Annotated in this window: 18 protein-coding genes; 9 read left to right on the top strand and 9 right to left on the bottom strand. The window is 70.2% G+C overall.

Features of this window, described 5'->3' with window-relative positions; all coding sequences use genetic code 11:
* Positions 1 to 292: hypothetical protein (locus VJ693_RS16905; protein ID WP_324156008.1), on the bottom strand; the 292-nt coding region annotated here is incomplete at its 3' end.
* A gap of 283 nt (positions 293 to 575) precedes the next feature.
* Here VJ693_RS16905 and VJ693_RS16900 point away from each other — a divergent pair.
* Positions 576 to 2,123: a methyltransferase domain-containing protein gene (locus tag VJ693_RS16900; protein ID WP_324156007.1), complete on the top strand. Its 1,548-nt coding sequence runs from the start codon at positions 576 to 578 to the stop codon at positions 2,121 to 2,123.
* On the opposite strand, the gene VJ693_RS16895 is transcribed toward VJ693_RS16900, so the two are convergent.
* Together VJ693_RS16895 and VJ693_RS16890 are read right to left on the bottom strand one after the other, a co-directional pair.
* The gene (locus tag VJ693_RS16895; protein ID WP_324156006.1) at positions 2,120 to 4,081 is read right to left on the bottom strand and encodes an amidohydrolase; all 1,962 of its coding nucleotides are present in this window, start codon (positions 4,079 to 4,081) and stop codon (positions 2,120 to 2,122) included. The two genes, VJ693_RS16900 and VJ693_RS16895, sit on opposite strands and share 4 nt — an antisense overlap.
* 112 nt (positions 4,082 to 4,193) lie before the next feature.
* Complete coding sequence (locus VJ693_RS16890; RefSeq protein WP_324156005.1) at positions 4,194 to 5,207, bottom strand: helix-turn-helix transcriptional regulator; 1,014 nt, start codon at positions 5,205 to 5,207, stop codon at positions 4,194 to 4,196.
* A gap of 151 nt (positions 5,208 to 5,358) precedes the next feature.
* Between VJ693_RS16890 and VJ693_RS16885 the strand changes: the two genes are divergently transcribed.
* On the top strand, positions 5,359 to 7,794 hold the full coding sequence (locus VJ693_RS16885) for a glycosyltransferase family 2 protein (protein ID WP_324156004.1): 2,436 nt from the start codon (positions 5,359 to 5,361) through the stop codon (positions 7,792 to 7,794).
* A gap of 19 nt (positions 7,795 to 7,813) precedes the next feature.
* A complete protein-coding gene (locus tag VJ693_RS16880) occupies positions 7,814 to 8,485 on the top strand; it encodes a class I SAM-dependent methyltransferase (RefSeq protein ID WP_324156003.1) in 672 nt (223 codons plus the stop codon).
* A 114-nt stretch (positions 8,486 to 8,599) separates the two neighbouring features.
* Here VJ693_RS16880 and VJ693_RS16875 read toward each other — a convergent pair whose 3' ends face one another.
* Complete coding sequence (locus tag VJ693_RS16875) at positions 8,600 to 9,355, bottom strand: glycosyltransferase family 2 protein (RefSeq protein ID WP_324156002.1); 756 nt, start codon at positions 9,353 to 9,355, stop codon at positions 8,600 to 8,602.
* A 287-nt stretch (positions 9,356 to 9,642) separates the two neighbouring features.
* Between VJ693_RS16875 and flhD the strand changes: the two genes are divergently transcribed.
* The 6 genes from flhD to VJ693_RS16845 all read left to right on the top strand — a co-directional run bounded on the left by flhD (position 9,643) and on the right by VJ693_RS16845 (position 13,778).
* Positions 9,643 to 9,966, top strand: coding sequence for a flagellar transcriptional regulator FlhD (gene flhD / locus VJ693_RS16870; RefSeq protein WP_324156001.1), 324 nt, complete (start codon positions 9,643 to 9,645; stop codon positions 9,964 to 9,966).
* Positions 9,967 to 10,006: 40 nt separating this feature from the next.
* A complete protein-coding gene (gene flhC / locus VJ693_RS16865) occupies positions 10,007 to 10,585 on the top strand; it encodes a flagellar transcriptional regulator FlhC (protein ID WP_324155999.1) in 579 nt (192 codons plus the stop codon).
* 296 nt (positions 10,586 to 10,881) lie between these two features.
* Positions 10,882 to 11,739 (top strand): flagellar motor stator protein MotA, encoded by an 858-nt coding sequence (gene motA, locus VJ693_RS16860; protein ID WP_324155997.1) that lies wholly within the window; start codon positions 10,882 to 10,884, stop codon positions 11,737 to 11,739.
* An 11-nt stretch (positions 11,740 to 11,750) separates the two neighbouring features.
* Complete coding sequence (gene motB / locus VJ693_RS16855; RefSeq protein ID WP_324155996.1) at positions 11,751 to 12,674, top strand: flagellar motor protein MotB; 924 nt, start codon at positions 11,751 to 11,753, stop codon at positions 12,672 to 12,674.
* Positions 12,675 to 12,731: 57 nt separating this feature from the next.
* Positions 12,732 to 13,127 (top strand): chemotaxis response regulator CheY, encoded by a 396-nt coding sequence (gene cheY / locus VJ693_RS16850; RefSeq protein WP_324155994.1) that lies wholly within the window; start codon positions 12,732 to 12,734, stop codon positions 13,125 to 13,127.
* An 18-nt stretch (positions 13,128 to 13,145) separates the two neighbouring features.
* Positions 13,146 to 13,778, top strand: a complete 633-nt coding sequence (locus tag VJ693_RS16845; protein WP_324155992.1) for a protein phosphatase CheZ — start codon at positions 13,146 to 13,148, stop codon at positions 13,776 to 13,778.
* A 66-nt stretch (positions 13,779 to 13,844) separates the two neighbouring features.
* Here the strand turns inward: VJ693_RS16845 and VJ693_RS16840 are convergent, their stop codons facing one another.
* From VJ693_RS16840 to VJ693_RS16820, 5 genes are read right to left on the bottom strand one after another with little or no spacing between them, the layout of a single operon-like run.
* Positions 13,845 to 14,321: a YciI family protein gene (locus VJ693_RS16840; protein ID WP_324155990.1), complete on the bottom strand. Its 477-nt coding sequence runs from the start codon at positions 14,319 to 14,321 to the stop codon at positions 13,845 to 13,847.
* A 32-nt stretch (positions 14,322 to 14,353) separates the two neighbouring features.
* Positions 14,354 to 15,703 carry a thymidine phosphorylase gene (deoA, locus tag VJ693_RS16835; protein WP_414652306.1) on the bottom strand — a complete coding sequence of 450 codons (1,350 nt, stop codon included), beginning with the start codon at positions 15,701 to 15,703 and terminating at the stop codon, positions 14,354 to 14,356.
* 10 nt (positions 15,704 to 15,713) lie between these two features.
* The gene (locus VJ693_RS16830) at positions 15,714 to 17,414 is read right to left on the bottom strand and encodes a bifunctional metallophosphatase/5'-nucleotidase (protein ID WP_324155986.1); all 1,701 of its coding nucleotides are present in this window, start codon (positions 17,412 to 17,414) and stop codon (positions 15,714 to 15,716) included.
* A gap of 2 nt (positions 17,415 to 17,416) precedes the next feature.
* On the bottom strand, positions 17,417 to 18,190 hold the full coding sequence (deoC, locus tag VJ693_RS16825; protein ID WP_324155984.1) for a deoxyribose-phosphate aldolase: 774 nt from the start codon (positions 18,188 to 18,190) through the stop codon (positions 17,417 to 17,419).
* A 32-nt stretch (positions 18,191 to 18,222) separates the two neighbouring features.
* Positions 18,223 to 19,464 (bottom strand): GGDEF domain-containing protein, encoded by a 1,242-nt coding sequence (locus tag VJ693_RS16820; RefSeq protein WP_324155982.1) that lies wholly within the window; start codon positions 19,462 to 19,464, stop codon positions 18,223 to 18,225.
* Positions 19,465 to 19,493: the final 29 nt, after the last annotated feature.

Below are 19,493 nucleotides of genomic sequence, written 5' to 3'. Positions count from 1 at the left end.
CGTCGAAGTCGCGGAACAGCCTGATCTTGCGCATGCCGTCCGGGCTCACCAGAAGATTGGAGTTTGCGGCCGTCCATTGCTCCAGGGCCGAGCTCTCCACCAGTACCACGCGTCGGTCGAGAACGTCGATGCGGACGGTGCTGCCGTTCTGCATGTCGTAGACACCCGTCACCTCGCGGGCCAGCAACCGCGGGTTCGACGCATGGGCCGCGCTGGAGCCGAGCACCGATGCGATAAGAGACAGGGTCAGAGCGGCAAACTTCAGGGTCGAGCCAGGGGTCGAGGAGGACATGTGGAGTTCCTTTTGGGTTGACGCCCGCTCGTGGCGGACAGTCGACCCAGTGCAAACCCTATGCCAGGGAAAACCCTTGTCTAACTCCTGATTTCGAGGCGTTCCTGCACCACGTGCGTGATTCAGCGGCGCCTGTCGCACCAGTTCGCTGCCGGGCTTTGCAGTGACCCATCGCTGCCGCTGGAAAGGCCGGAAGTACCGATCTTTTCCTGGCTTCACCCGCGCACGGGCTGTCTAGAGTGGCACGTACCGGCGCTCAAGCCGGTGCTTCGCCCACGCCGCCATGAACCTGCCGCTCGTCCACCTCGCCATCATGCAGCCCGCCGGCTATGTGCACTCGCTGGGCTTCCTGGACCAGGCGCGCTACTTCCGCTACCAGTTCCGCCGCATGGGCGCCGAGGTCACGATCTCGAAGAACCGGCTGCGCGAAGACGCGGTGAACTTCGTGTTCGGCGCGCACCTGGGCTTCCCGGCCGAGTGGACGCGGCGCCACGCCTGCATCTTCGTCAACCTCGAGCAGCTCGGCCAGGGTGGCGCCCAGGTCAACGCCGACTACCTGAACCTGTTGCGCCGCAATGCAGTGTGCGACTACGACGCCGACAACCTCGCGGCCTACCTCGACCCCGCCGCCGACCCGGCCGACATCCCGCTGTTTCCCTTCGCGCACGCGCCCTACCTGCGCGGCGATGCCTCGCCGGCGCTGGAAGAGCGGCCGATCGACCTGCTGTTCTTCGGCAGCATGAACCCGCGCCGCCGCGCCTTCCTCGACAAGATCGAGCAGGCCGGCTTCAGCGTGGCGAGCTTCGACACCCCCGTCTACGGCCCCGAGCGCGACGACTTCATCCGCCAGGCCAAGGCCGTGCTGAACTGCCACTTCTACGAGAGCAGCCGCTTCGAGCAGGCGCGGGCCTTCCAGTGCCTGTCGCTGGGCACGCCGGTCATCTCGGAGCGCACGCCGCGCACCCGGCCCGGTGCGGCCTTCGAAGACGCCGTGTTCTGGCTCGACGGCGCCGACCCGGCCGCGTTCTTCCGCGAGCAGTTCAACCAGCCGGCCTTCTTCGACGCGGCGCGCGCCAAGCTCGACGCCTTCACCCGGCACGACCCGATCGAGGCCTACGCCGACCTGCTGGCCTTCGCCGCGGGCTTCCACCAGGCCCACGGCCAGACCCGCGGCAGCGAGCCCTGGCGCCCGGCCCGCATCAACCTTGGCTCGGGCAAGGACTACAAGCCCGGCTGGCTCAACATCGACATTCTCGAACGCGCCGAGCCCGACCTGGTGCTGGACCTGGGCCAGCCGGTCAGCCTGCCGCTGGCGGCCCCCACCTGCCGCGGCGGCCACGTGCAACTGGAGGCGGGCCAGCTCGAGCTGGTTTACGCCAACAACGTGCTCGAGCACGTGCCCGACCTGCCCATGCTGATGGGCAACGTGCTGGCGCTGCTGAAGGAAGGTGGCCAGTTCATGATCGAGGTACCCTACGAGCACGCCCCCACCGCCTGGCAGGACCCGACCCACCTGCGCGCGCTGAACGAGAACTCGTGGCTGTACTACACCGACTGGTTCTGGTACCTGGGCTGGTTCGACCACCGCTTCGAGATCGCCGAGTTCAAGTGGCTGGACCTTCAACTCAAGCCCTGCGCCAAGGAGCAGGCCGCGTTCATGAAGGTCAACCTGCGCAAGATCGCCACCTCGCTGCGCGAGCGCACCACCGCCCGCACGATGCGCGCCGATTTCGGCGGGATCGAGGCCGACGATGTCTGGCAGGTGCCGGACGACGGCGCCACCGCCGGGACGGGCAGCATCGCCGGCAGCCCCGCCGCCGCGACCAATTAGTGGTTGTGCCCGTCGCCGTGCGGGTGGCCGGCGCCCGGCACCACCGCGTGGCCGTTGGCTGCGCGCAGGTTCAGCGCGCGCTGGCGACCTGAGGCGGTCGTCACGGCGGCGCCTGCCGTCTGGCCGAATGGCGCCTTCGCCATCACCACCTGGCCGCCGACCATGGTCAGCAGCACCTGGTTGCGCGCCAGCTCTTCGTCGGGCTGTTGCATGAAGTTCTTGTCCAGCACGATCAGGTCGGCGAACTTGCCGCGCTCGATCGAGCCGACGTGCTGCTCCAGGCGCAGCTGCCAGGCCGAGTTGATCGTGATCGCGCGCAGCGCGTCGGCGCGGGAGAGCGCGGGGTCCGCATTGATCTTGCCCGCGAAATCGGGGCCAAAGCTGTTCGGGCTTTCCGGGTCGCCCGAGCGGGTCACGCCGATCTTGAGCGCCAGCATCTCGTCGAAGGGGTCGATCGGCCAGTCGCTGCCATAGCCCACGCGGGCGCCGGCGTTGTGCAGGCTGCCGAAGGGCTCCATGCGGGCGAAGCGGTCGGGGCCGAGGTGGGCTTCGGTCTCGCCCACCGAGTACGGCGCCTGCTGGGCCCACTGGAACGAGAAGCTGGCCATCACGCCCAGCGCCTGGTAGCGCGCGTAGTCGGCTGTCGCCACGGTCTCGTTGTGGGCGATCACCGGGCGGAAGCTGGTCCCGGGCACCTGCTGGCGGGCGTATTCGTAGGCATCGAGCGCCTGGCGTACGGTGCGCTCGCCGGTGGCGTGCACGTGCGGGTCCAGGCCCGACTTGGCGATCTCGGCCATCAGCGGCTTCCAGACCTCGGGCGCGAAGTAGACGCTGCCCAGGTTGGTGCCCGGCACCCAGTTCGGCGCGGTGTCGGTGCCGGCATTGGTGTTGTAGGGCGCCAGCAGGCCGCCGGTGTCGGCAGGCGCGTTGACGACACCGTCGCCGAACATCTTCACATGGCGCAGGCTCACGCCCGGCGCGGGCTGGAAGGTGCCCTGGTCGTAGCGCGCGGCCAGCGCCTTCACCGCGGCCACGGCGTCGGCCGGGCTGGCGGCGGCCTCCTCGACCGAAATCGTGGGCGCGAGGAAGGCACGCGCCGTCAGCTCGCCGGCCTGCTGCAGCGCCGTGAAGGTCTTGGCCTGGTCTTCGCCCGAGGCCGCGTCCATGAAGCTGGTCACGCCCTGCAGCCGCATCGCGGCCAGCGCCGCGCGGCCTTGCGCGAGGCGGTCCTCATCGGTGTCGGGCGGGATCATGGCCGAGACCATCCAACCCGCCGCGTCCTCGCAGATGCCGGTGGGGTTGCCCTGCGCATCGCGGGCGAAGCTGCCGCCGGCAGGGTCGGGCGTGTCCTTCGTCACCCCCGCCAGCGCGAGGCCGCGGGTGTTGGTGAGCACGGTGTGGAAATCCGACGAGCGCACGAGGATGGGCCGCGAGGTCGTCAGCGCATCGAGCGTGGATTTGTCCGGGTCGGCATCGATGGCCTGCGTGGCCTGGCGCACCCAGTTGACCACCTCGAGCCAGGTGTCGGGCTCCTTGTCGCTGCTGTCGTCCAGGCAGGCCTGGATGGCCGCCTGCATCTGCGTACGGCTCAGCGGTGCGTAGTTCAGGTTGCATAGCAGCAGCGCACGGCCGCCGGCCAGCGGGTGCAGGTGGCCGTCGACGAAGCCGGGCATCAGCATGCGCCCGCCCAGATCGATGACCTGGGTGCGCGAGCCGACGAAACGGTTCGCGCCCTGATCGCTGCCGACATAGACGATGCGCCCGTCGCGCACCGCGACCGCCTGTTGCACCGCGTCGTTCTCATCCACCGTATAGACATAGCCGTTGCGCAGCACGGTGTCCGCATCCGGCTCGGACCCGCCGCAACCCACGGCCACCAGCACGGCACCCAACACCGCCGACATCAGCGCCACGCCGCCCCACCCTGCGCGCCGCAGCGCCCCTTTCGCCCCTCGCATGCCAACCCCTTTGAGAAAGATGGACTGGCCGCGAGCCTATCGAGGCGGCGCGAGAAACGGTCCTCCGCAAATGCGGAGGGGGTGGGTTCAGGCCTGCGTAGGGGCCAACCATTCATTCCTGGGTCAGCCGGGCCCCGAGCTCCACCTTGTTGCGCACGCCCAGCTGCAGGTAGGCATCCCGCAGGTAGGTGCGCACCGTCGCGGGGCTGAGGCCGAGCCGGGCGGCGATCGCCTTGTAGGACTGGCCCTCGGCATACAGCGCGGCCACCGCGCGCTCGCGCGGCGCCAGGGCAGGCCCAGGCCCGCTCGGCCGGCCGCCCCAGGACAGGGCGAGCAGATCGCCGCAGGCCGCCAGGCCGAGCGCCCGCCCGCCCAGGCGCAGCGTGGCGGGCAGCTCGCGGGCCGGGCGCACCAGCGCCGGCGGCAGCCATTGCCCCTGCCAGCCTTCGAACTCGCCGCTCAGGGCCTGGGCAAAGGCGCTGTCGAGGTAGACCACCCGCCCCGAGGCCTCGGCCAGCGCAAAGCCCTCGCCGCCCTCGCCGCCCACCCGACCCGGGCGCCTCAGCAGTTGCTGCAGGCGGCGGTGCCAGATCTGCCGCAGGTGGACACAGAACGCCTGGAAGGCGGCCGCCTCCAGCGCATCGAAGGCCGGCTCGCCTTCCCCGCGGTACAGCGAGACGAAGAACATCAGGCCGCTGTCGGGCAGCTCGAGCGTCACGGCCATCGCGTGGTAGAGGTCGTGGCGGCGCGAGAAGCCCTCGATGGCCGGGCCGGCGGAATCGTGCCCGCTCGAGCAGCAGGCCTCGCCCAGCCGGCCCATCGACGCGCGGGCGAACTCGTCGGCCGAGCCGATGGCGTTCCACTCCTCGGCGAAGCTGGGCGCCAGCCCGATGCTGCCGTGCTGCCAGTTCAACGGCGGCTCGCGCTCATCGCCCGTGGAGCATTCACCCCACCAGGCGCGCTCGAACGGCACGGCGGGCCGAAGCGCCTCCAGCGCATGGGCCACCCACTGCATGCTCAGCGGCTGGTCGGCCGATGCGTGCAGCGCGAGCAGGCAGCGGCTCAGGCCGGACAGCGCCGCGACGGCTGGCGCGTCGGCGACCGGGGCAGGCGGGGGTGCGCTCATGAGGCGGCATTCTGGCGCCTCCCCCGGGCGCGCGGATGGCCGTGACTTCCGGCCCTTTTCGCCGCTTCGAGCGCGGCGCCACTCACTAGAGTGTCAGTCACCGGCGCTGGGCGGGTGCATCGCCCCTGCCGCTCGACAAGGAATGCAACGCATGAACGCGCTCGCCATCGCGATGGTCAAGAACGAGGCCGACATCATCGAGGCCTCGATCCGACACAACCTCGGCTTCGTCGACCTGATGGTCGTGATCGACAACGATTCGAGCGACGGCACGCGCCAGATCCTCGAGGCGCTGCGCCAGGAAGGGCTGCCGCTGCTGATCATCGACGACCCGGTGTTCGGCCACTTCCAATCCGAGAAGATCACCCGCGCCTACCGGATGGTGGCGCCGGTCTTCAACCCTGACATCGTCTACCTGCTCGATGCGGACGAGTTCCTGCGCGCACCCAGCCGCGCCGCGCTCGAGGGCGTGCTCGGCGCGCTGCCGCCTGGCGGCAGCGCCCTGCTGCCCTGGATGACCTACGTGCCGCGCGCCGAGGTCGACCCGGCGCAGCTCCTGGCCGACCCGCTGGGCGCGGTGACCGAGCGCCGGCGCCGCGAAGAGCCCGTCTACTACAAGGCCGTCGTCCGGCGCGACCCGGCCGACGACCAGCGCCTTGTGGTCGAGCAGGGCAACCATGCGGTGCGCCGCGCCGATGGCGTGGCCGTGCCGCAGGTTCGCATCGACGGCGCCGCCGTGGCCCACCTGCCGGTGCGCAGCGTGGCCCAGCTCTCGGCCAAGGTGATCAACGGCTGGCAGGCCTGCCGGGTGCGCAACCGCACGCGCAACGTGCCGGGCGAGGCCTACCAGTGGCAGCAGCTGCACGACCGCATCGTCGGCGGCGAGGACCTGAGCGCCGCCAACCTGGTCGAGACGGCGCTGAACTACGCCCAGCAGCCGCGCCCCGGCCGCCACCCCGATACCGATCTCGTGCGCGACCCGGTCGCGGCCGGCTACGGCCCGCTGCGCCACCTGGCGCTCGGCCGCCACAGCGCGCTGGCCAAGGTCGCCCTGGGGCTGAGCGCGATGACCGAGCCGCAGCCCGCCCTGAAGGCGGCACCCGGCCAGGCCCTGGACCTGGCGCCGGCGCTGGACCTGTGCACCAACCTCGGCGCCAAGACCGCGATCGTCATGGCCGGCCCCGGCTGGGCGGATGCCCTGGCCACCGTGCGGCCGTCGCTGGTCCAGCACGTGCCGGTGGCCGACGAGCCCGACATGCCGGTCGACCTGCTGTTCGCGCCCGGCCTGCCGGCCGGGCTCATCGAGGAAGTCTCCGCCGCCGCCAGCCCGCAGGCCATCGGCCGCATCGCCTTCTGGCCGGCGCGCCCGCGTGGCGCCGGCGAGCTCGAAGGCGAGCTGTTGCGCTGGTACCAGTGCGGCTGGGAGCCGGACATGATGCGCACGATGAGCTTCCGCGCGCTGTCGTCCTACGGCGACGCGCGGCGCGGCGCGCTGGTGCTCGGCCCGGTCGACCCGGCGCGCGAGACCCGCGCGGCCGCCGTGCGCGGCGTGCTGTGTGCGCTCGACACCGCGCCCACCGATTGGACGGACCCGCCGGCGATGGCCATCGTGCACCCGCTACAGCCGCTGGCGCTGGGCGAGGCCCCGGCACCATCCCCCGCCACGGGCACGGCCACGGCCGCACCCGTCGCCGCCCGGCCGGCACCGCCCAAGCCCCGCTCGGTGCTCATCTGCGGCTCGGGCCGCAGCGGCACGAGCTGCCTGGCCGGCATGTTCGGCCCCGACACCCACCGCCATGCGACGGATCTGTACGCGCCCTCGCCGTCCAACCCCAAGGGCTTCTTCGAGAACCGGCAGATCAACGACCTGAACGAGGCCATCCTGATGCACTCGGCCGTCAGCCACCTCGGCACCGACGGCACCCGCGCGCTGCTGCAGGGCTTCACGCCCGGCCAGCTCTGGCTGGCCCGCTTCCCGGATGCGATGCCCGCTCGCTGGAACGACGGCCACCGCGGCGGCATCGCCGGCGCCCTGGCCAAGAGCCCGTTCTGCCTGAAGGACCCGCGCTTCTCGCTGACCGCACCGGCCTGGCTCGAGCAGGTGCCGGAAGCGGCCGTGCTGTGCATCCACCGCGCGCCGGCCATCACGGCCGAGAGCGTGCTGAAGGAATGCCGAAGCTCGCCCTACCTGCGCGACTTCCGCATCAGCGTGTCCGACGCCTTCGCCGTCTGGCGCCAGATGTACCGCCGGGTGATCGAGCTGTACCGTGACGGCGCCGACGTGATCTTCCTGCGCTACCAGGACCTGTTCGATGCCGAGCGCCTGGGCCGCCTGGAGGCCGCGCTGCACACTCCCCTGCGCCGGCAGTTCGCCGAAGGCAGCCTGAACCGCACCCAGGCCTCGCTGACGCCCCCGGCCGAGTGCCAGGCGCTGCACGAGCTGCTGGAGCGGCTCGCCGAGCGCACGTTCGACGGCGACCGCGCCGGCAATGTGCGCCTGATCGAGCAATTCCTCGCCGCTTGGCCGGTGCGTGGCGGCACGGCCGCCACCGCCATGCAAGACATGACCGAAACCGCCACCGCCTGACGCCGCCCGGCCCCACACCATGAAGATCGACAGCCTCGAATTCCTGCGCCCGCTCGTCGGCTCGCGCGACCGCACCGACCTGTGGACGCGCATCCTGCGCCAGCTCGCGCCCGCGGCGATGGCCGAGATCGGCGTCTGGAAGGGTGACTTCGCGCGCGACATGCTCGCCGCCTGCCCCAGCATCCGCCAGTACCACATGATCGACCCGTGGGCCAGGTTGCCGGACTGGAACAAGCCCTTCAACGTCAGCCCCGAGGCCTTCGACGAGGTGTACGCCGAAGCGATGGCCAAGACCGCCTTCGCGGCCGACAAGCTCAACGTGCTGCGCGGCCGCACCAGCGAGGTCATCGATGCGATCCCCGACGGCTCGCTCGACTTCGCCTACGTCGACGGCGACCACACGCTGCGCGGCATCACGATCGACCTGATCCGCCTGCTGCCCAAGATGCGCGAGGGCGCGATCATCGGCGGCGACGATTTCACCAACACGCCGTGGCAGCACGACCCGCGCTTCGAGCCGACGCTGGTGTGCCCTTTCGCGATCTACTTCGCCGAGGCCCACGGCCTGCCGATCATCTCGCTGCCCGGCGGACAGTACGCGATCCAGAACTCCCGCCAGGGCGGCTTCCGCTTCTTCGACACCGTCGGCGAGTACGCCGACGTGTCGCTGAACCGCGCCATGGCCCGCTGAAACCCGACGGGCGCGCGAAGCGCCGCCCCCTTCAAGTGGCGTGCGCGGATCCGGCTTCGCCGGGCCGCTGCGCGAGCCCCCTCCGGGGGCAGCCCCCGGAAGGGGGCGTGGGGGTCAAGGATGCGCGCGGAAGTAGGCCGGGAGGCTGCATCCGCTCAGGCGCTGCACGTGGGCCATGTCGCCCGGCTGCAGGCGGCGCACCCAGTCGAGCAGGCGCTGCGTGGGCAGGCCCTGCTTGGCAAAAGCCGGCGGCGCCTCGCCGACGGCGCGGTACACATCCGCCCAGGTGCACAGGTAGTTGACCGTCACCCCTTCGGTGCGGGCCTCCTTCAGGCCCTCCTCGCGCAGCGACGACAGGTAGAAGCGGTCGCCCCACATCGCCATCGGGCGCGGCATCAGCAGCCAGCGCGGCACGGTGTGGAAGGCGCCGAACAGCAGGAAGTAGCAGTTGCTGTCGACGTGGTCGCCGCGCACATCCTCGCCGTAGCGGACCGGCATCACCGAGCCGTCCTCGCGCACGAAGCGGCGCTGGGCGGTGACCACGTCGGCCCCGGTGCGCAGCGCGACCTCGATGCACGATTGCACGTGCCTCGGCTCGAACCAGTTGTCGGCATCGAGGAAGGCGATCGCGTCGTACTGCTCGGCGATCGCGAGCTGGCCACCGATGGCGCGCGGCGTGTTGCCGAAGTCGCCATGCGAACGGTCGAGCTTCAGGTGGCGCACGCCCGCCGAATCGACCCAATCCTGCGGATGGCCGTCGGCCACCAGCAGGTGATCGCAGGGTGCCGTCTGGGCGCGCACGCTGTCGATGCAGCGCTGGATCCAGGAGCGCGGCTCCTTGTAGTACGGGGTGACGATGGCAACACGCATGGCAAGGGCTTTCCGGGCGGGTGCCGAGGCGCAGCGCCCCGACCATGCCGACCACGATAGCCCGCCTGGCAGAAGGCCGATTCCCGCATCAGCCACACTTCGACGGTTCAAATCGTGCGGCAGCAGACTTTGTAGGAATTTGCCTTACAGGCCCCGCAGAAAAAGCCGGACTTCAGCCGCGGAAGTGAACTGATGTTTCCGTCTTGTTTCCGTCCTTACAGTTCATTCCAGGCCGAGACACAAGTCTCTACACCGATCAGCCACCGAACCAGCTAAGGAACAGACCCATGGACACGAACCAGATCCTCGCCGAGATCCGCGAAGCCAACCTGTCGTACCTGATGCTGGCGCAGAGCCTGATCCGCGCCGACCGTGAACAAGCCCTGTTCCGCCTGGGCGTCTCGGAAGAAACCGCCAACCTGATCGCCACGCTGACGCCGGCGCAGATGATGAAGATCGCCACCGGCAACACGCTGCTGTGCCGCTTCCGCATGGACGACGACCTGGTCTGGGGCCTGCTGACCAGCCACGGCAAGTCGGCCGCCAACGACAGCGTCAGCCGCCTGCACGCTTCCATCCTGATGGCCGGCCGCCATCAAGAGGCCGCCTGATCCCGTCACAGCCAACTCGAAACAGCACCCGGAGGACAACATGGCCCGCAGCAAGAGCATCCTGACCGAAGCCCGCCAGATCGAGCGCGCCGTCACGCTGATCAACCTCGGCGCCCGCCTGCAGGTGCTGGAGTCGGAGACCGACCTGTCCTACGAGCGCCTGCTGCGCCTGTACAAGGAAGTCTCGGGCAAGTCGCCTTCGAAGGGCCAGCTGCCCTTCTCGACCGACTGGTTCATGACCTGGCAGCCGAACATCCACGCCAGCCTGTTCCTGAACATCCACGAGTACCTGAACAAGACTTCGGAGCTCGAGGAGATCGACACCGTCATCAAGGCCTACCAGCTCTACATGGAGCAGACGGCCGCCCAGGGCCTGGAGCCGATGCTGTCGGTGACGCGCGCCTGGCGCCTGGTGAAGTTCGTCGACAACGGCATGCTGACGATGACCAAGTGCACCAAGTGCGGCGGCCACTACGTCACCCACCCGCACGAGATTGCCAAGCACTTCGTCTGCGGCCTGTGCAACCCGCCGGCGCGTGCGGGCAAGGGCCGCCAGGCCGGGGCGCTGCAGATGCCCAGCGCCGCCAGCCGCCAGCTGGCCAACCACGCCGCGGCCTGAGTGGCGGGCTGTTTCGAACGCTTACGTATTTCGGCCCCGGTGCAGTGGCGGGCCACTTGAAACCCTGGCGGGCCGGCCGATCACTCACCTTGTCAGCTTGAATTTGTTCATGCTTGTCTCCTCCTAGCACAACCCCTGTGCTTTCAAGCGGACTCCTCTTCATCGAGTGAGTCCGCTTTTTTCTTGTGGGGCCGCCCGGCCATCGCAGCCTCAAGCTGAGGGCGAACCCGGCCGATATCCCCGCCAAGGGCTGCGCTGACGCGGCCTGCCGTGAACGAGACGGGAATCCCCTCACCATGTTTGTCATCGTCGGTTGGCTGGTCGCCATCAGTTGCATCTTCGGCGTGTTCATCGCGCACGGAGGCAACATCGGCGTCGTGCTGCATGCGCTGCCGTTCGAGCTGATCACGATCTTCGGCGGCGCCTTCGGCGCCTTCGTGGCCAACAACCAGCCCAAGGTGCTCAAGGCCACGGCCAAGGGCCTGGGCGCGTGCTTCAAGGGCTCGAAGTATTCGAAGGCGCGGGCGATGGAGTTGCTCGCCCTGCTCTACGAGATCCTGCAGAAGGCGCGCAAGGAAGGCCTGATGTCGATCGAGAAGGACGTCGAGGACCCGCACAACTCGCCGCTGTTCCAGAAGTTCCCGGTCGTCGGCCACGACCACCACGTGACCGAGTTCATCACCGACTACCTGCGCATGATGGTCTCGGGCAACCTGAACGCCCACGAGATCGAATCGCTGATGGACAGCGAGGTCGAGACCCACCACGCCGAGGCGCATGCCGCCGCCGCCGCACTGACCCGCGTGGCCGGCGGGCTGCCGGCCTTCGGCATCGTGGCCGCGGTGCTGGGGGTCGTGAACACCATGGGCTCGGTCGGCCAGCCGCCGGCCGTGCTCGGCGCCATGATCGGCTCAGCGCTCGTCGGCACCTTTCTCGGCATCTTGCTGGCTTACGCCTTCGCCGAGCCGCTGGCCGGCCTGCTGGAGCAGAAGATCGACGAGGACGGCAAGGAACTGCAGTGCATCAAGACCACGCTGCTGGCCTCGATGCAGGGCTACGCGCCGCAGGTGGCCATCGAGTTCGGCCGCAAGGTGCTGTATTCGACCGAGCGCCCGAGCTTCCTGGAGCTCGAAAGCCACGTGAAGAAGAAGTAAGGAGCTGACCCGTGGCCGGCGACGCAAAGAAACTCCAACCGATCATCGTCAAGCGCGTCAGGAAGGGCGGCCATGCTGCCCACGGCGGCGCGTGGAAGATCGCCTACGCCGACTTCGTGACGGCGATGATGGCCTTCTTCCTGCTGATGTGGCTGCTCGGCTCGACCACCGAGGGCGACAAGAAGGGCATCGCCGACTACTTCTCGTCGCCGATGAAGGTGGCGCTGGCCGGCGGCGCCGGCTCGGGCGATGCCTCGCACGTGGTCAAGGGCGGTGGCGAAGACCTCACCCGCTCCGGCGGCCAGGTCAAGCGCGGCGACGTCGATGCGCAGAAGAAGTCGATCAACCTGGCCGCGCTGAAGGCCGAGCAGCGGCGCGCCGAGATCTCGCGGCTGCAGGAAGTCAAGAACACGATCGAGGAGAAGATCCAGGCCAGCGAGCGGCTCAAGGCGATGTCCTCGCAGCTGAGGCTGGACATGACGCGCGACGGCCTGCGCATCCAGATCGTCGACGAGCAGAACCGGCCGATGTTCGACTCCGGCAGCGCGATCGTGAAGCCCTACATGCGCGAGCTGCTGCAGGCCATCGGCGCGATCCTCACCGAGGTGCCCAACCTGCTGACGCTCGAGGGCCACACCGATGCGAACCCCTTCCAGGGCGGCGAGCGCGGCTACAGCAACTGGGAACTCTCGGCCGACCGCGCCAACGCCTCGCGCCGCGAGCTGGTGGCCGGCGGCTTGGCCGAGAACCGCGTGCTGCGCGTGCAGGGCCTGGCCTTCAGCCAGCCCTTCGATCGCAACGACCCGAGCAGCGCGGCCAACCGCCGCATCAGCATCATCGTGATGAACCGCGAGGCGGAAGACCGCGTGTTCCGCACCACGATCGAACCGGAGGATCCCGGCCCGCCGACGGCCTCAAGTCCTGCCACCCCCTGACCGATAACGCCTCATACCGCGACCGCTTCCCCGAAAAGCACAGCCCGAAAGACCGCCATGAACCAGAGTGACCTCAAATTCCTTGTCGTCGACGACTTCTCCACGATGCGCCGCATCGTGCGGGGCCTGCTCAAGGAGATGGGCTGCAACAACTGCGAAGAAGCCGAAGACGGCCAGGTGGCGCTCGGCATGCTCAGGGCCTCGAAGTTCGATTTCGTGGTCAGCGACATCAACATGCCCAACATGAACGGCTTCGACCTGCTCAAGGCGATCAAGGCCGACGACACGCTCAAGCACCTGCCGGTTCTGATGGTGACGGCCGAGGCGCGCAAGGAAGACATCGTGCTGGCGGCACAAAGCGGCGCGGCCGGCTACATCGTCAAGCCGTTCACGAAGGCGACGCTGGAAGAAAAAGTCCAGAAGATCATGCAGAAGATCGCCGCCACGGCCTGAGGCCAAGGGAGCACGACCATGAAGATGGAAGATCTGTCCCAGTTCGCACCGGCCGAGCCGATGATGGTCTCGCCCGAGGTGTTCCAGCAGCTCGGCAGCATCACCCGCCTGCTGCACGACACCATGCAGCAGCTCGGCGTGATGCCCAAGCTGCAGACCGCCGCCGACGGCCTGCCCGACGCTCGCAGCCGCCTGACCTACATCGCCAACAAGACCGCCGACGCAGCCAACAAGGTGCTCAACTCGGTCGACCTCGCCAAGGCCGAGCACGCCCACATCAACGCGGCGACGCGCACGCTGGCCCAGTCCATCGTGGCCGACCCGGTGCGCACCGTGGCCAGCGGCGCCGTGATGAACTTCGTGCAGGACGTCGAGCAGCGCACCGCCCGCATCGACAACCACCTGACCGACATCATGATGGCCCAGGACTTCCACGACCTGACCGGCCAGGTGGTGGCCAAGGTCGTGACCCTGGCCAACGACCTGGAAGACAGCCTCGTGAAGCTGCTGGTGCAGGTGGTCCCGCCCGAGCAGCGCGAGAAGGTCGACCCGTCGGTGCTGCAAGGCCCGGTGGTCAACCCCGAAGGCCGCACCGACGTGGTGGCGGACCAGAGCGAGGTCGACGATCTGCTGGCAAGTCTGGGGTTCTGAAGGCCGCTGCCCTCGGATTCGATTCACGCAACGCGCCCTCCGGGCGCGTCGTCGTTTCTGGGGCCCTCAAAACGCCGTCTTCGTCACCCGTTGGTGCGCCTCGTTCACCAGCATCAGCGCCGCCGAGCCGTAGTACTTGTGGTACTCGGCGACCATCTCGCCGTTGATGATGACCGGGTCGGTCGCGACCAGGGCCTTGGCTTCTTCGATGTCTTTCACGGCGAAGACGAACATGCCGCGCCAGCCGTCCACGCCGTCGAAGGGGCCGGCCAGTGCGAGCTTGCGTTCGGCGGCCAGGCGGTTGATGTTGGCAAAGTGGCCCTTGAACATCGCATCGCGCTCGGGGCCGGCGGGCATTCGGTTGGGCCCCGTCTTCAGCACGACCAGCACATAGTTGCGCATGCCGTGCTCGTCGGCGCCGACCGAGGTGGCCAGCTCGGCGTCGAACGCCGGCTTCGCGCTCTCGGCCACCGGCTCGGCGCCGGCCGTGCCGAGCAAGAGCAACGGCGCGAGGCCGGTCGCGAGCAGCAGGTGTCGGAGCATGGCGGTCACCTCTCGATGGTGTGGTGGCGGGTTCAGGGGCTGGGGCGGCTCTCGCCGCCGATGACGCTGTAGACGACGGGCCCGGGCTCGATGGGCTGCGACGCCTGCACCGATTCGACCACGATCACCCCGGCAAGCCGCGCCAGCGCCGCGTCGGCGTCGGCCTCGCTCGCTGCATGCACCCACGCGAGCGGCTGGCCGCGGTGCACCGCCTGGCCGGGCGAGGCCACGTCGGCCAGGCCGACGCGCGGGTCGATCGGGTCCTCGGCTCGGCGCCGGCCGCCGCCGAGCTCGAGCACCACGAGGCCAAGCGCGCGGGTGTCGAGCGCGCCGACGTGGCCGTCGATGGTCGCCAGCAGCGGGCGGCGCACGGGCGCCGCCGGCAGCTCGTCATGGCCGGGTTCGAGCACGGCCTTCGGCCCGCCGAGGCCGGCCACCATGCGGGCGAAGGCCTCGGCCGCGCGGCCGCTGGCGAGCGCCTCGCGCGCCCGGTGCTCGGCCTCGGCCACGCTCGCGGCCAGCCCGCCCAGGTGCAGCAGCTCGGCCGACAGCGCGAGCGTCACCGCCAGCAGGCGCGGCTCGCGCGAGCGGGCGGTGAGGAAGTCGATCGCCTCGTGCACTTCGAGCGCATTGCCGGCATGGCGGCCCAGCACCTGGTTCATGTCGGTCACGAGCGCCCGCGTCGGCAGGCCGGCGCCGCGCGCCACGCGCACCAGCGCCTGCGCGAGCGGCATCGCCTCGGCCAGGCTGGGGCAGAAGGCACCGTTGCCGACCTTCACGTCCATCACCAGCGCCTGCAGCCCGGCAGCGAGCTTCTTCGACAGGATGCTGGCCACGATCAGCGGCAGCGATTCGACCGTCGCGGTCACGTCGCGGATCGCGTACAGGCGCTTGTCGGCCGGGGCCAGCGCCGCACTGGCGCCGACGATCGCGCAGCCGGCGCTGCGCAACACGCGCTCGAGCGCGACCGCGTCAGGTGTGAGCTGGTAGCCGGGCCAGCTCGCGAGCTTGTCCAGCGTGCCGCCGGTGTGGGCCAGGCCGCGGCCCGAGATCATCGGCACGAAGCCGCCGCAGGCGGCGACGATGGGCGCCAGCAGCAGGCTCACCTTGTCACCGACGCCGCCAGTGGAGTGCTTGTCGAGCACCGGGCCGGGCAGCTTTGCCGCGGCCCAATTCAGCCGCTGGCCGCTGTCGGCCATCGCAGTGGTCAGCGCGACCGTCTCGGCCTCGTCCATGCCGCGCAGCAGCACGGCCATCGCCATCGCGGCGCACTGCGCATCGCTCCACTGGCCCGAGGTCAAGCCGTCGACGAAGGCCTGGATCGCCTCGGGCGCAAGGGCCTGGCCGTCGCGCTTGCGGCGGATGATCTCCTGCGCCAGCATGGCCGCCATCTCAACGGATGCGCGTGACGCGCTCGTCGTCGACCGGTGCCGCGCCGGCCGTGATGTAGCGGGCCAGCGCGTCGGCATCCAGCTCGCCGACCACGCGCTCGCCGCCGCGGGCGAAGGTGTGGACGGCATCACCGCCGCTGGCGAGGAAGCTGTTCACCGTGACGCGCAGCCGATCGCCCGGCGCGATGCGCCGGCCGTTCAGCTTCAGGCTGCCGGGCAGCACGCGGTGGCCGCGTGGGCGGCTGGCGTCCCAGGTGTAGCGCAGGCCGCGCGAGACAGGCAGCACATCGGGCTCGTCGGGGTCGTTGAACTGCTGCTCGAGCACAGCCAGCACCTGCGCACCGGTCAGCGTCATCGTCACCAGGTCGTTCGAGAAAGGCTGGCAAGCGAACACGTCTTCGTACAGCACCTGGCCGCGGGCGCGCGGCACCAGCGGCGCGCGCAGGCCGCCGCGGTTGGTGAAGGCGATCTGCGCGCCGCCGCGCTCGGGTGCGGCCGTGGCGGCCAGTTGCGCATCGGCCACGAGGCGGCCCAGGGTCGATTCGCCGGCGTCGTTCGTTGCGGCGGTGTAGGCCTGCGGTAGCTGGCCGACCACGCGCTTGGCCAGCGGTGCGGCGAGCGCCTCGTAGCCAGCGATCAGGCGAGTCTGCGCCGCGTCCTTCGCGTAACCGTCGTGTCGCACGACCAGGTTGCGTGCGCGGGCCGCCATCACGTCGCCGCTGGCGCGATCGAGCGTCACGTCGATCTCGGTCAGCAGCGTGCCGTAGCGGTGGGCGCTGGTCACCAGCCGGCCGGCGATGCGGCAGTTGTAGGCTTGGTGGGTGTGGCCGCTGATCACCAGATCCACCGCCGGGTCGAGCTGCTGGACGATCTCGACGATCGGGCCCGAGATGCCGGGGCACTCGTCGTATCCGCCGGTCGGCTGGCCGCCCTCGTGAATCAGCAGCACGATGGCCTCGACACCCTGGCGCCGCAGCTCGGGCACCAGCGCATTGACGGTCTCGGCCTCGCCGCGAAACTCAAGCCCCGCGACGCCGCTGGGCACCACGATCTGCGGCGTGTCCTTCAAGGTCAGCCCGATGAAGGCGACCGGCACGCCGTCGTAGCGCTTGATCGCATACGGCGGCAGCAGCGTGCGGCCGCTGGCCCGCTCGACGGTGTTGGCGGCCAGGTACTGGAAGCGCGCGCCGGCGAACGACGCCGGGCCGCGGCAGCCATCGACCGGGTGGCAGCCCCCGCGCTGCAGGCGCAACAGCTCCGCCGCGCCCTCGTCGAACTCGTGGTTGCCGACGGCGGCCAGCTCCAGCCCCATCAGGCCGAGCGATTCGATCGTCGGCTCGTCGTGGAACAGCGCCGACAGCAGCGGGCTCGCGCCGACCAGGTCACCGGCCGCGACGAAGACATGGTGCGGCGCGCCACCGGCCGCCGATTTCACGGCACTGGCCAGGTATTCGGCGCCGCCGGCGGGCAGGCTGATCGTCTTGCCCGGGTGGGCCGGGTCGGGCTGGCGGAAGCCGCCGGTCGGTGGCTTGAGGTTGCCGTGGAAATCGTTGACCGCGAGGATCTTCAACTCGACGCTGGCCGATCGTGGGGCGGGCACCGCGGGTGCGGCGGGCGGCGCGACCACCGGGCCGGCTGCACAGCCGGCCAGCAGCGCGGCCGCGGCCAACGTGGTGGCCCGCATCCAGGGCAAGGGCTGCATGCTCAGTAACCGGCGCCGGCGGACAGTGTGGCGCTGCCGCCCAGCACCGCCTCGATGTCGTCCAGCAGCCCGCTCGCGCCGATGCGAAACCGCGCCGGCGTGCAGGCGGCCTCGCCGAGCGTCTCGGCCACCAGCGCGAGGTAGCTTGCCGCATCGGCCACGGTGCGCACGCCACCGGAGGCCTTGAAGCCCGCGCGGCTCGCGCGATCGGCAGCGATGGCCTCGAGCATCACGCGGGCGGCTTCGGGCGTCGCGCCGGTGGGCGTCTTGCCGGTGCTGGTCTTCAGGAAGTCGGCGCCTTCGGCCAGCGCGAGGCGGCTGGCCTCGGCGATGCGCTCGGGCGCGCGCAACTCGCCGCTTTCGAGGATCACCTTCAGCGTGAGCCCGGTGCTCGCGCGCCGCGCCGCCGCGAGCACGCGCGCGCAGGCGGCCGTGTCTCCCGCAAGCAGCGCGCGCCAGGGCAGCACCACGTCGACCTCCTGCGCGCCGGCCTCGGCGATGGCGGCGATGTCACGCAGCGCACGCTCGGGGTCGGCATCGCCCTCGGGGAAGTTCGCCACCGCGGCAACGCGGATCGAGGCCGGCAACTGCCGCCTGGCGAAGCCCGCCAGGCGCGGCCAGACGCACACCGCGGCCACCGGGCCGAAGCGCGAGCCCGCGCGCTGGCACAGCCGCTCGATGTCGGCCTCGGTGTCGTCGCCGTTCAGCCGCGTCAGGTCCAGGCAGGCCAGGGCCCGGCGGGCGGTGGCGATCGGGTCGTCGGGGGTCGTGTTCATGGTCGGTGCCGCGAGTATCTCGCAGCGTCCCGCTACGAACGGGGCTCGGTGCTGTCGACGATCACGACCCGGTCGCGCCCCTCGGCCTTCGCACGGTAGAGCGCGCGGTCGGCGGCGCGCAGCAGGGCCTGGGCCTCGGTTCCGTGCACGGGGAACATCGCGATGCCCGCCGAGACCGTCACCGGCGCCAGCGAGGCGATGCCCTGGCGCTCATGCAGTCGCCCGATGCCCAGGCGCAAGGTGTCGACACGCTGCCGGACCACATCCCCCGGCATCCCCGGGAGGATCAGCAGGAACTCCTCGCCGCCGTAGCGGCACGCGATGTCGGCCCCGCGAACCTGTGCACAGAGCAGGGCCCCGAGATCCCCCAGGAGCCGATCGCCGGCCCCGTGGCCGTTGCTGTCGTTGAACCGCTTGAAGTGATCGACGTCGAGCATGACGATGCCCAGCGGGCCGCCGCTTCGCTCGGCACGCCGGATCTCACGCTCGAGCACCTCTTCCATGTGGCGGCGGTTGAACAGCCCGGTCAGGGGGTCGTGAACCGACTGGTCGTGCAGCGTCTGCCGCAGCTCCAGGTTGCTCAACGCCAGCGCGGCGTACTCGGCCAGGGTCCGCGCCAATCGCTCGTCGAACACCGCATCCCCGTCGGCACTCGACGCCGCGGCCCCGCCGTGGCGGATCTGGACGGCGCCCACCACCTGGCCCTGGGCGATCATCGGCACGCGGAAGCACCCGCCGGGCCCGAGCGATTCGGCGCGGCCCCGGCCCGGCTCGCCCCAGCTTGCCAGCGCTTCCAGGTCCTCGGAGGACGGGCTGTGGATGAACAGCACACCCGCCGAGCCCGGGAACAAGTCATGCGCCGCGCGTGCGACGACGGCATACGCCTGGTCCTGCGTCGCGCAGCTCTGCAGGCTGTGGCTCATGTCCGCCAGCAGCCGCATCTCGCGATTGCGGCGCTCGAGTTCGGCGGTTCGCTGCTGGACGCGGAGCTCCAGCTGCTCCTGCAGGCCGCGCAACTCGGTCTCGGTGCGCTCGAGTTCGTCGATGTGGTGAACGAGCGGGCGAAACAGGAAGCGGAACAGGATCGGAAACAGCAGCAGGCCCAGGGCGATCGAGTCGACCGCCGCTTCGGCCCAGCCGCGGACCGCCAGGCTCGCCGGAAGCATGCTCAGGATGGCCATCACCCCGAATTCGAGGATGAAGGTGGCGCCCAACAGCATCCAGAGCAGGCGCCACGGCATCTGCTGCCTGGCCGTTTGCCGAAGGCGAATCATCGCGTTCGGATCGGCGGGCCCGCCCCGTC

The sequence above is a fragment of the Ideonella sp. genome, assembly GCF_035254525.1.
GTDB lineage: Bacteria > Pseudomonadota > Gammaproteobacteria > Burkholderiales > Burkholderiaceae_C > Ideonella.
The sequence above is the reverse complement of the archived record's forward strand: the minus strand, read 5'-3'. Positions and strand labels throughout refer to the sequence as shown.

Bases quoted from the DNA above. Each gene is read 5' to 3' on its own strand.
- VJ693_RS16900 (WP_324156007.1), top strand. From the start codon at position 576: ATGAACCTGCCGCTCGTCCACCTCGCCATCATGCAGCCCGCCGGCTAT.
- VJ693_RS16895 (WP_324156006.1), bottom strand. From the start codon at position 4,081: ATGCGAGGGGCGAAAGGGGCGCTGCGGCGCGCAGGGTGGGGCGGCGTG.
- VJ693_RS16890 (WP_324156005.1), bottom strand. From the start codon at position 5,207: ATGAGCGCACCCCCGCCTGCCCCGGTCGCCGACGCGCCAGCCGTCGCG.
- VJ693_RS16885 (WP_324156004.1), top strand. From the start codon at position 5,359: ATGAACGCGCTCGCCATCGCGATGGTCAAGAACGAGGCCGACATCATC.
- VJ693_RS16880 (WP_324156003.1), top strand. From the start codon at position 7,814: ATGAAGATCGACAGCCTCGAATTCCTGCGCCCGCTCGTCGGCTCGCGC.
- VJ693_RS16875 (WP_324156002.1), bottom strand. From the start codon at position 9,355: ATGCGTGTTGCCATCGTCACCCCGTACTACAAGGAGCCGCGCTCCTGG.
- flhD (WP_324156001.1), top strand. From the start codon at position 9,643: ATGGACACGAACCAGATCCTCGCCGAGATCCGCGAAGCCAACCTGTCG.
- flhC (WP_324155999.1), top strand. From the start codon at position 10,007: ATGGCCCGCAGCAAGAGCATCCTGACCGAAGCCCGCCAGATCGAGCGC.
- motA (WP_324155997.1), top strand. From the start codon at position 10,882: ATGTTTGTCATCGTCGGTTGGCTGGTCGCCATCAGTTGCATCTTCGGC.
- cheY (WP_324155994.1), top strand. From the start codon at position 12,732: ATGAACCAGAGTGACCTCAAATTCCTTGTCGTCGACGACTTCTCCACG.
- VJ693_RS16845 (WP_324155992.1), top strand. From the start codon at position 13,146: ATGAAGATGGAAGATCTGTCCCAGTTCGCACCGGCCGAGCCGATGATG.
- VJ693_RS16840 (WP_324155990.1), bottom strand. From the start codon at position 14,321: ATGCTCCGACACCTGCTGCTCGCGACCGGCCTCGCGCCGTTGCTCTTG.
- deoA (WP_414652306.1), bottom strand. From the start codon at position 15,703: ATGCTGGCGCAGGAGATCATCCGCCGCAAGCGCGACGGCCAGGCCCTT.
- VJ693_RS16830 (WP_324155986.1), bottom strand. From the start codon at position 17,414: ATGCAGCCCTTGCCCTGGATGCGGGCCACCACGTTGGCCGCGGCCGCG.
- deoC (WP_324155984.1), bottom strand. From the start codon at position 18,190: ATGAACACGACCCCCGACGACCCGATCGCCACCGCCCGCCGGGCCCTG.
- VJ693_RS16820 (WP_324155982.1), bottom strand. From the start codon at position 19,464: ATGATTCGCCTTCGGCAAACGGCCAGGCAGCAGATGCCGTGGCGCCTG.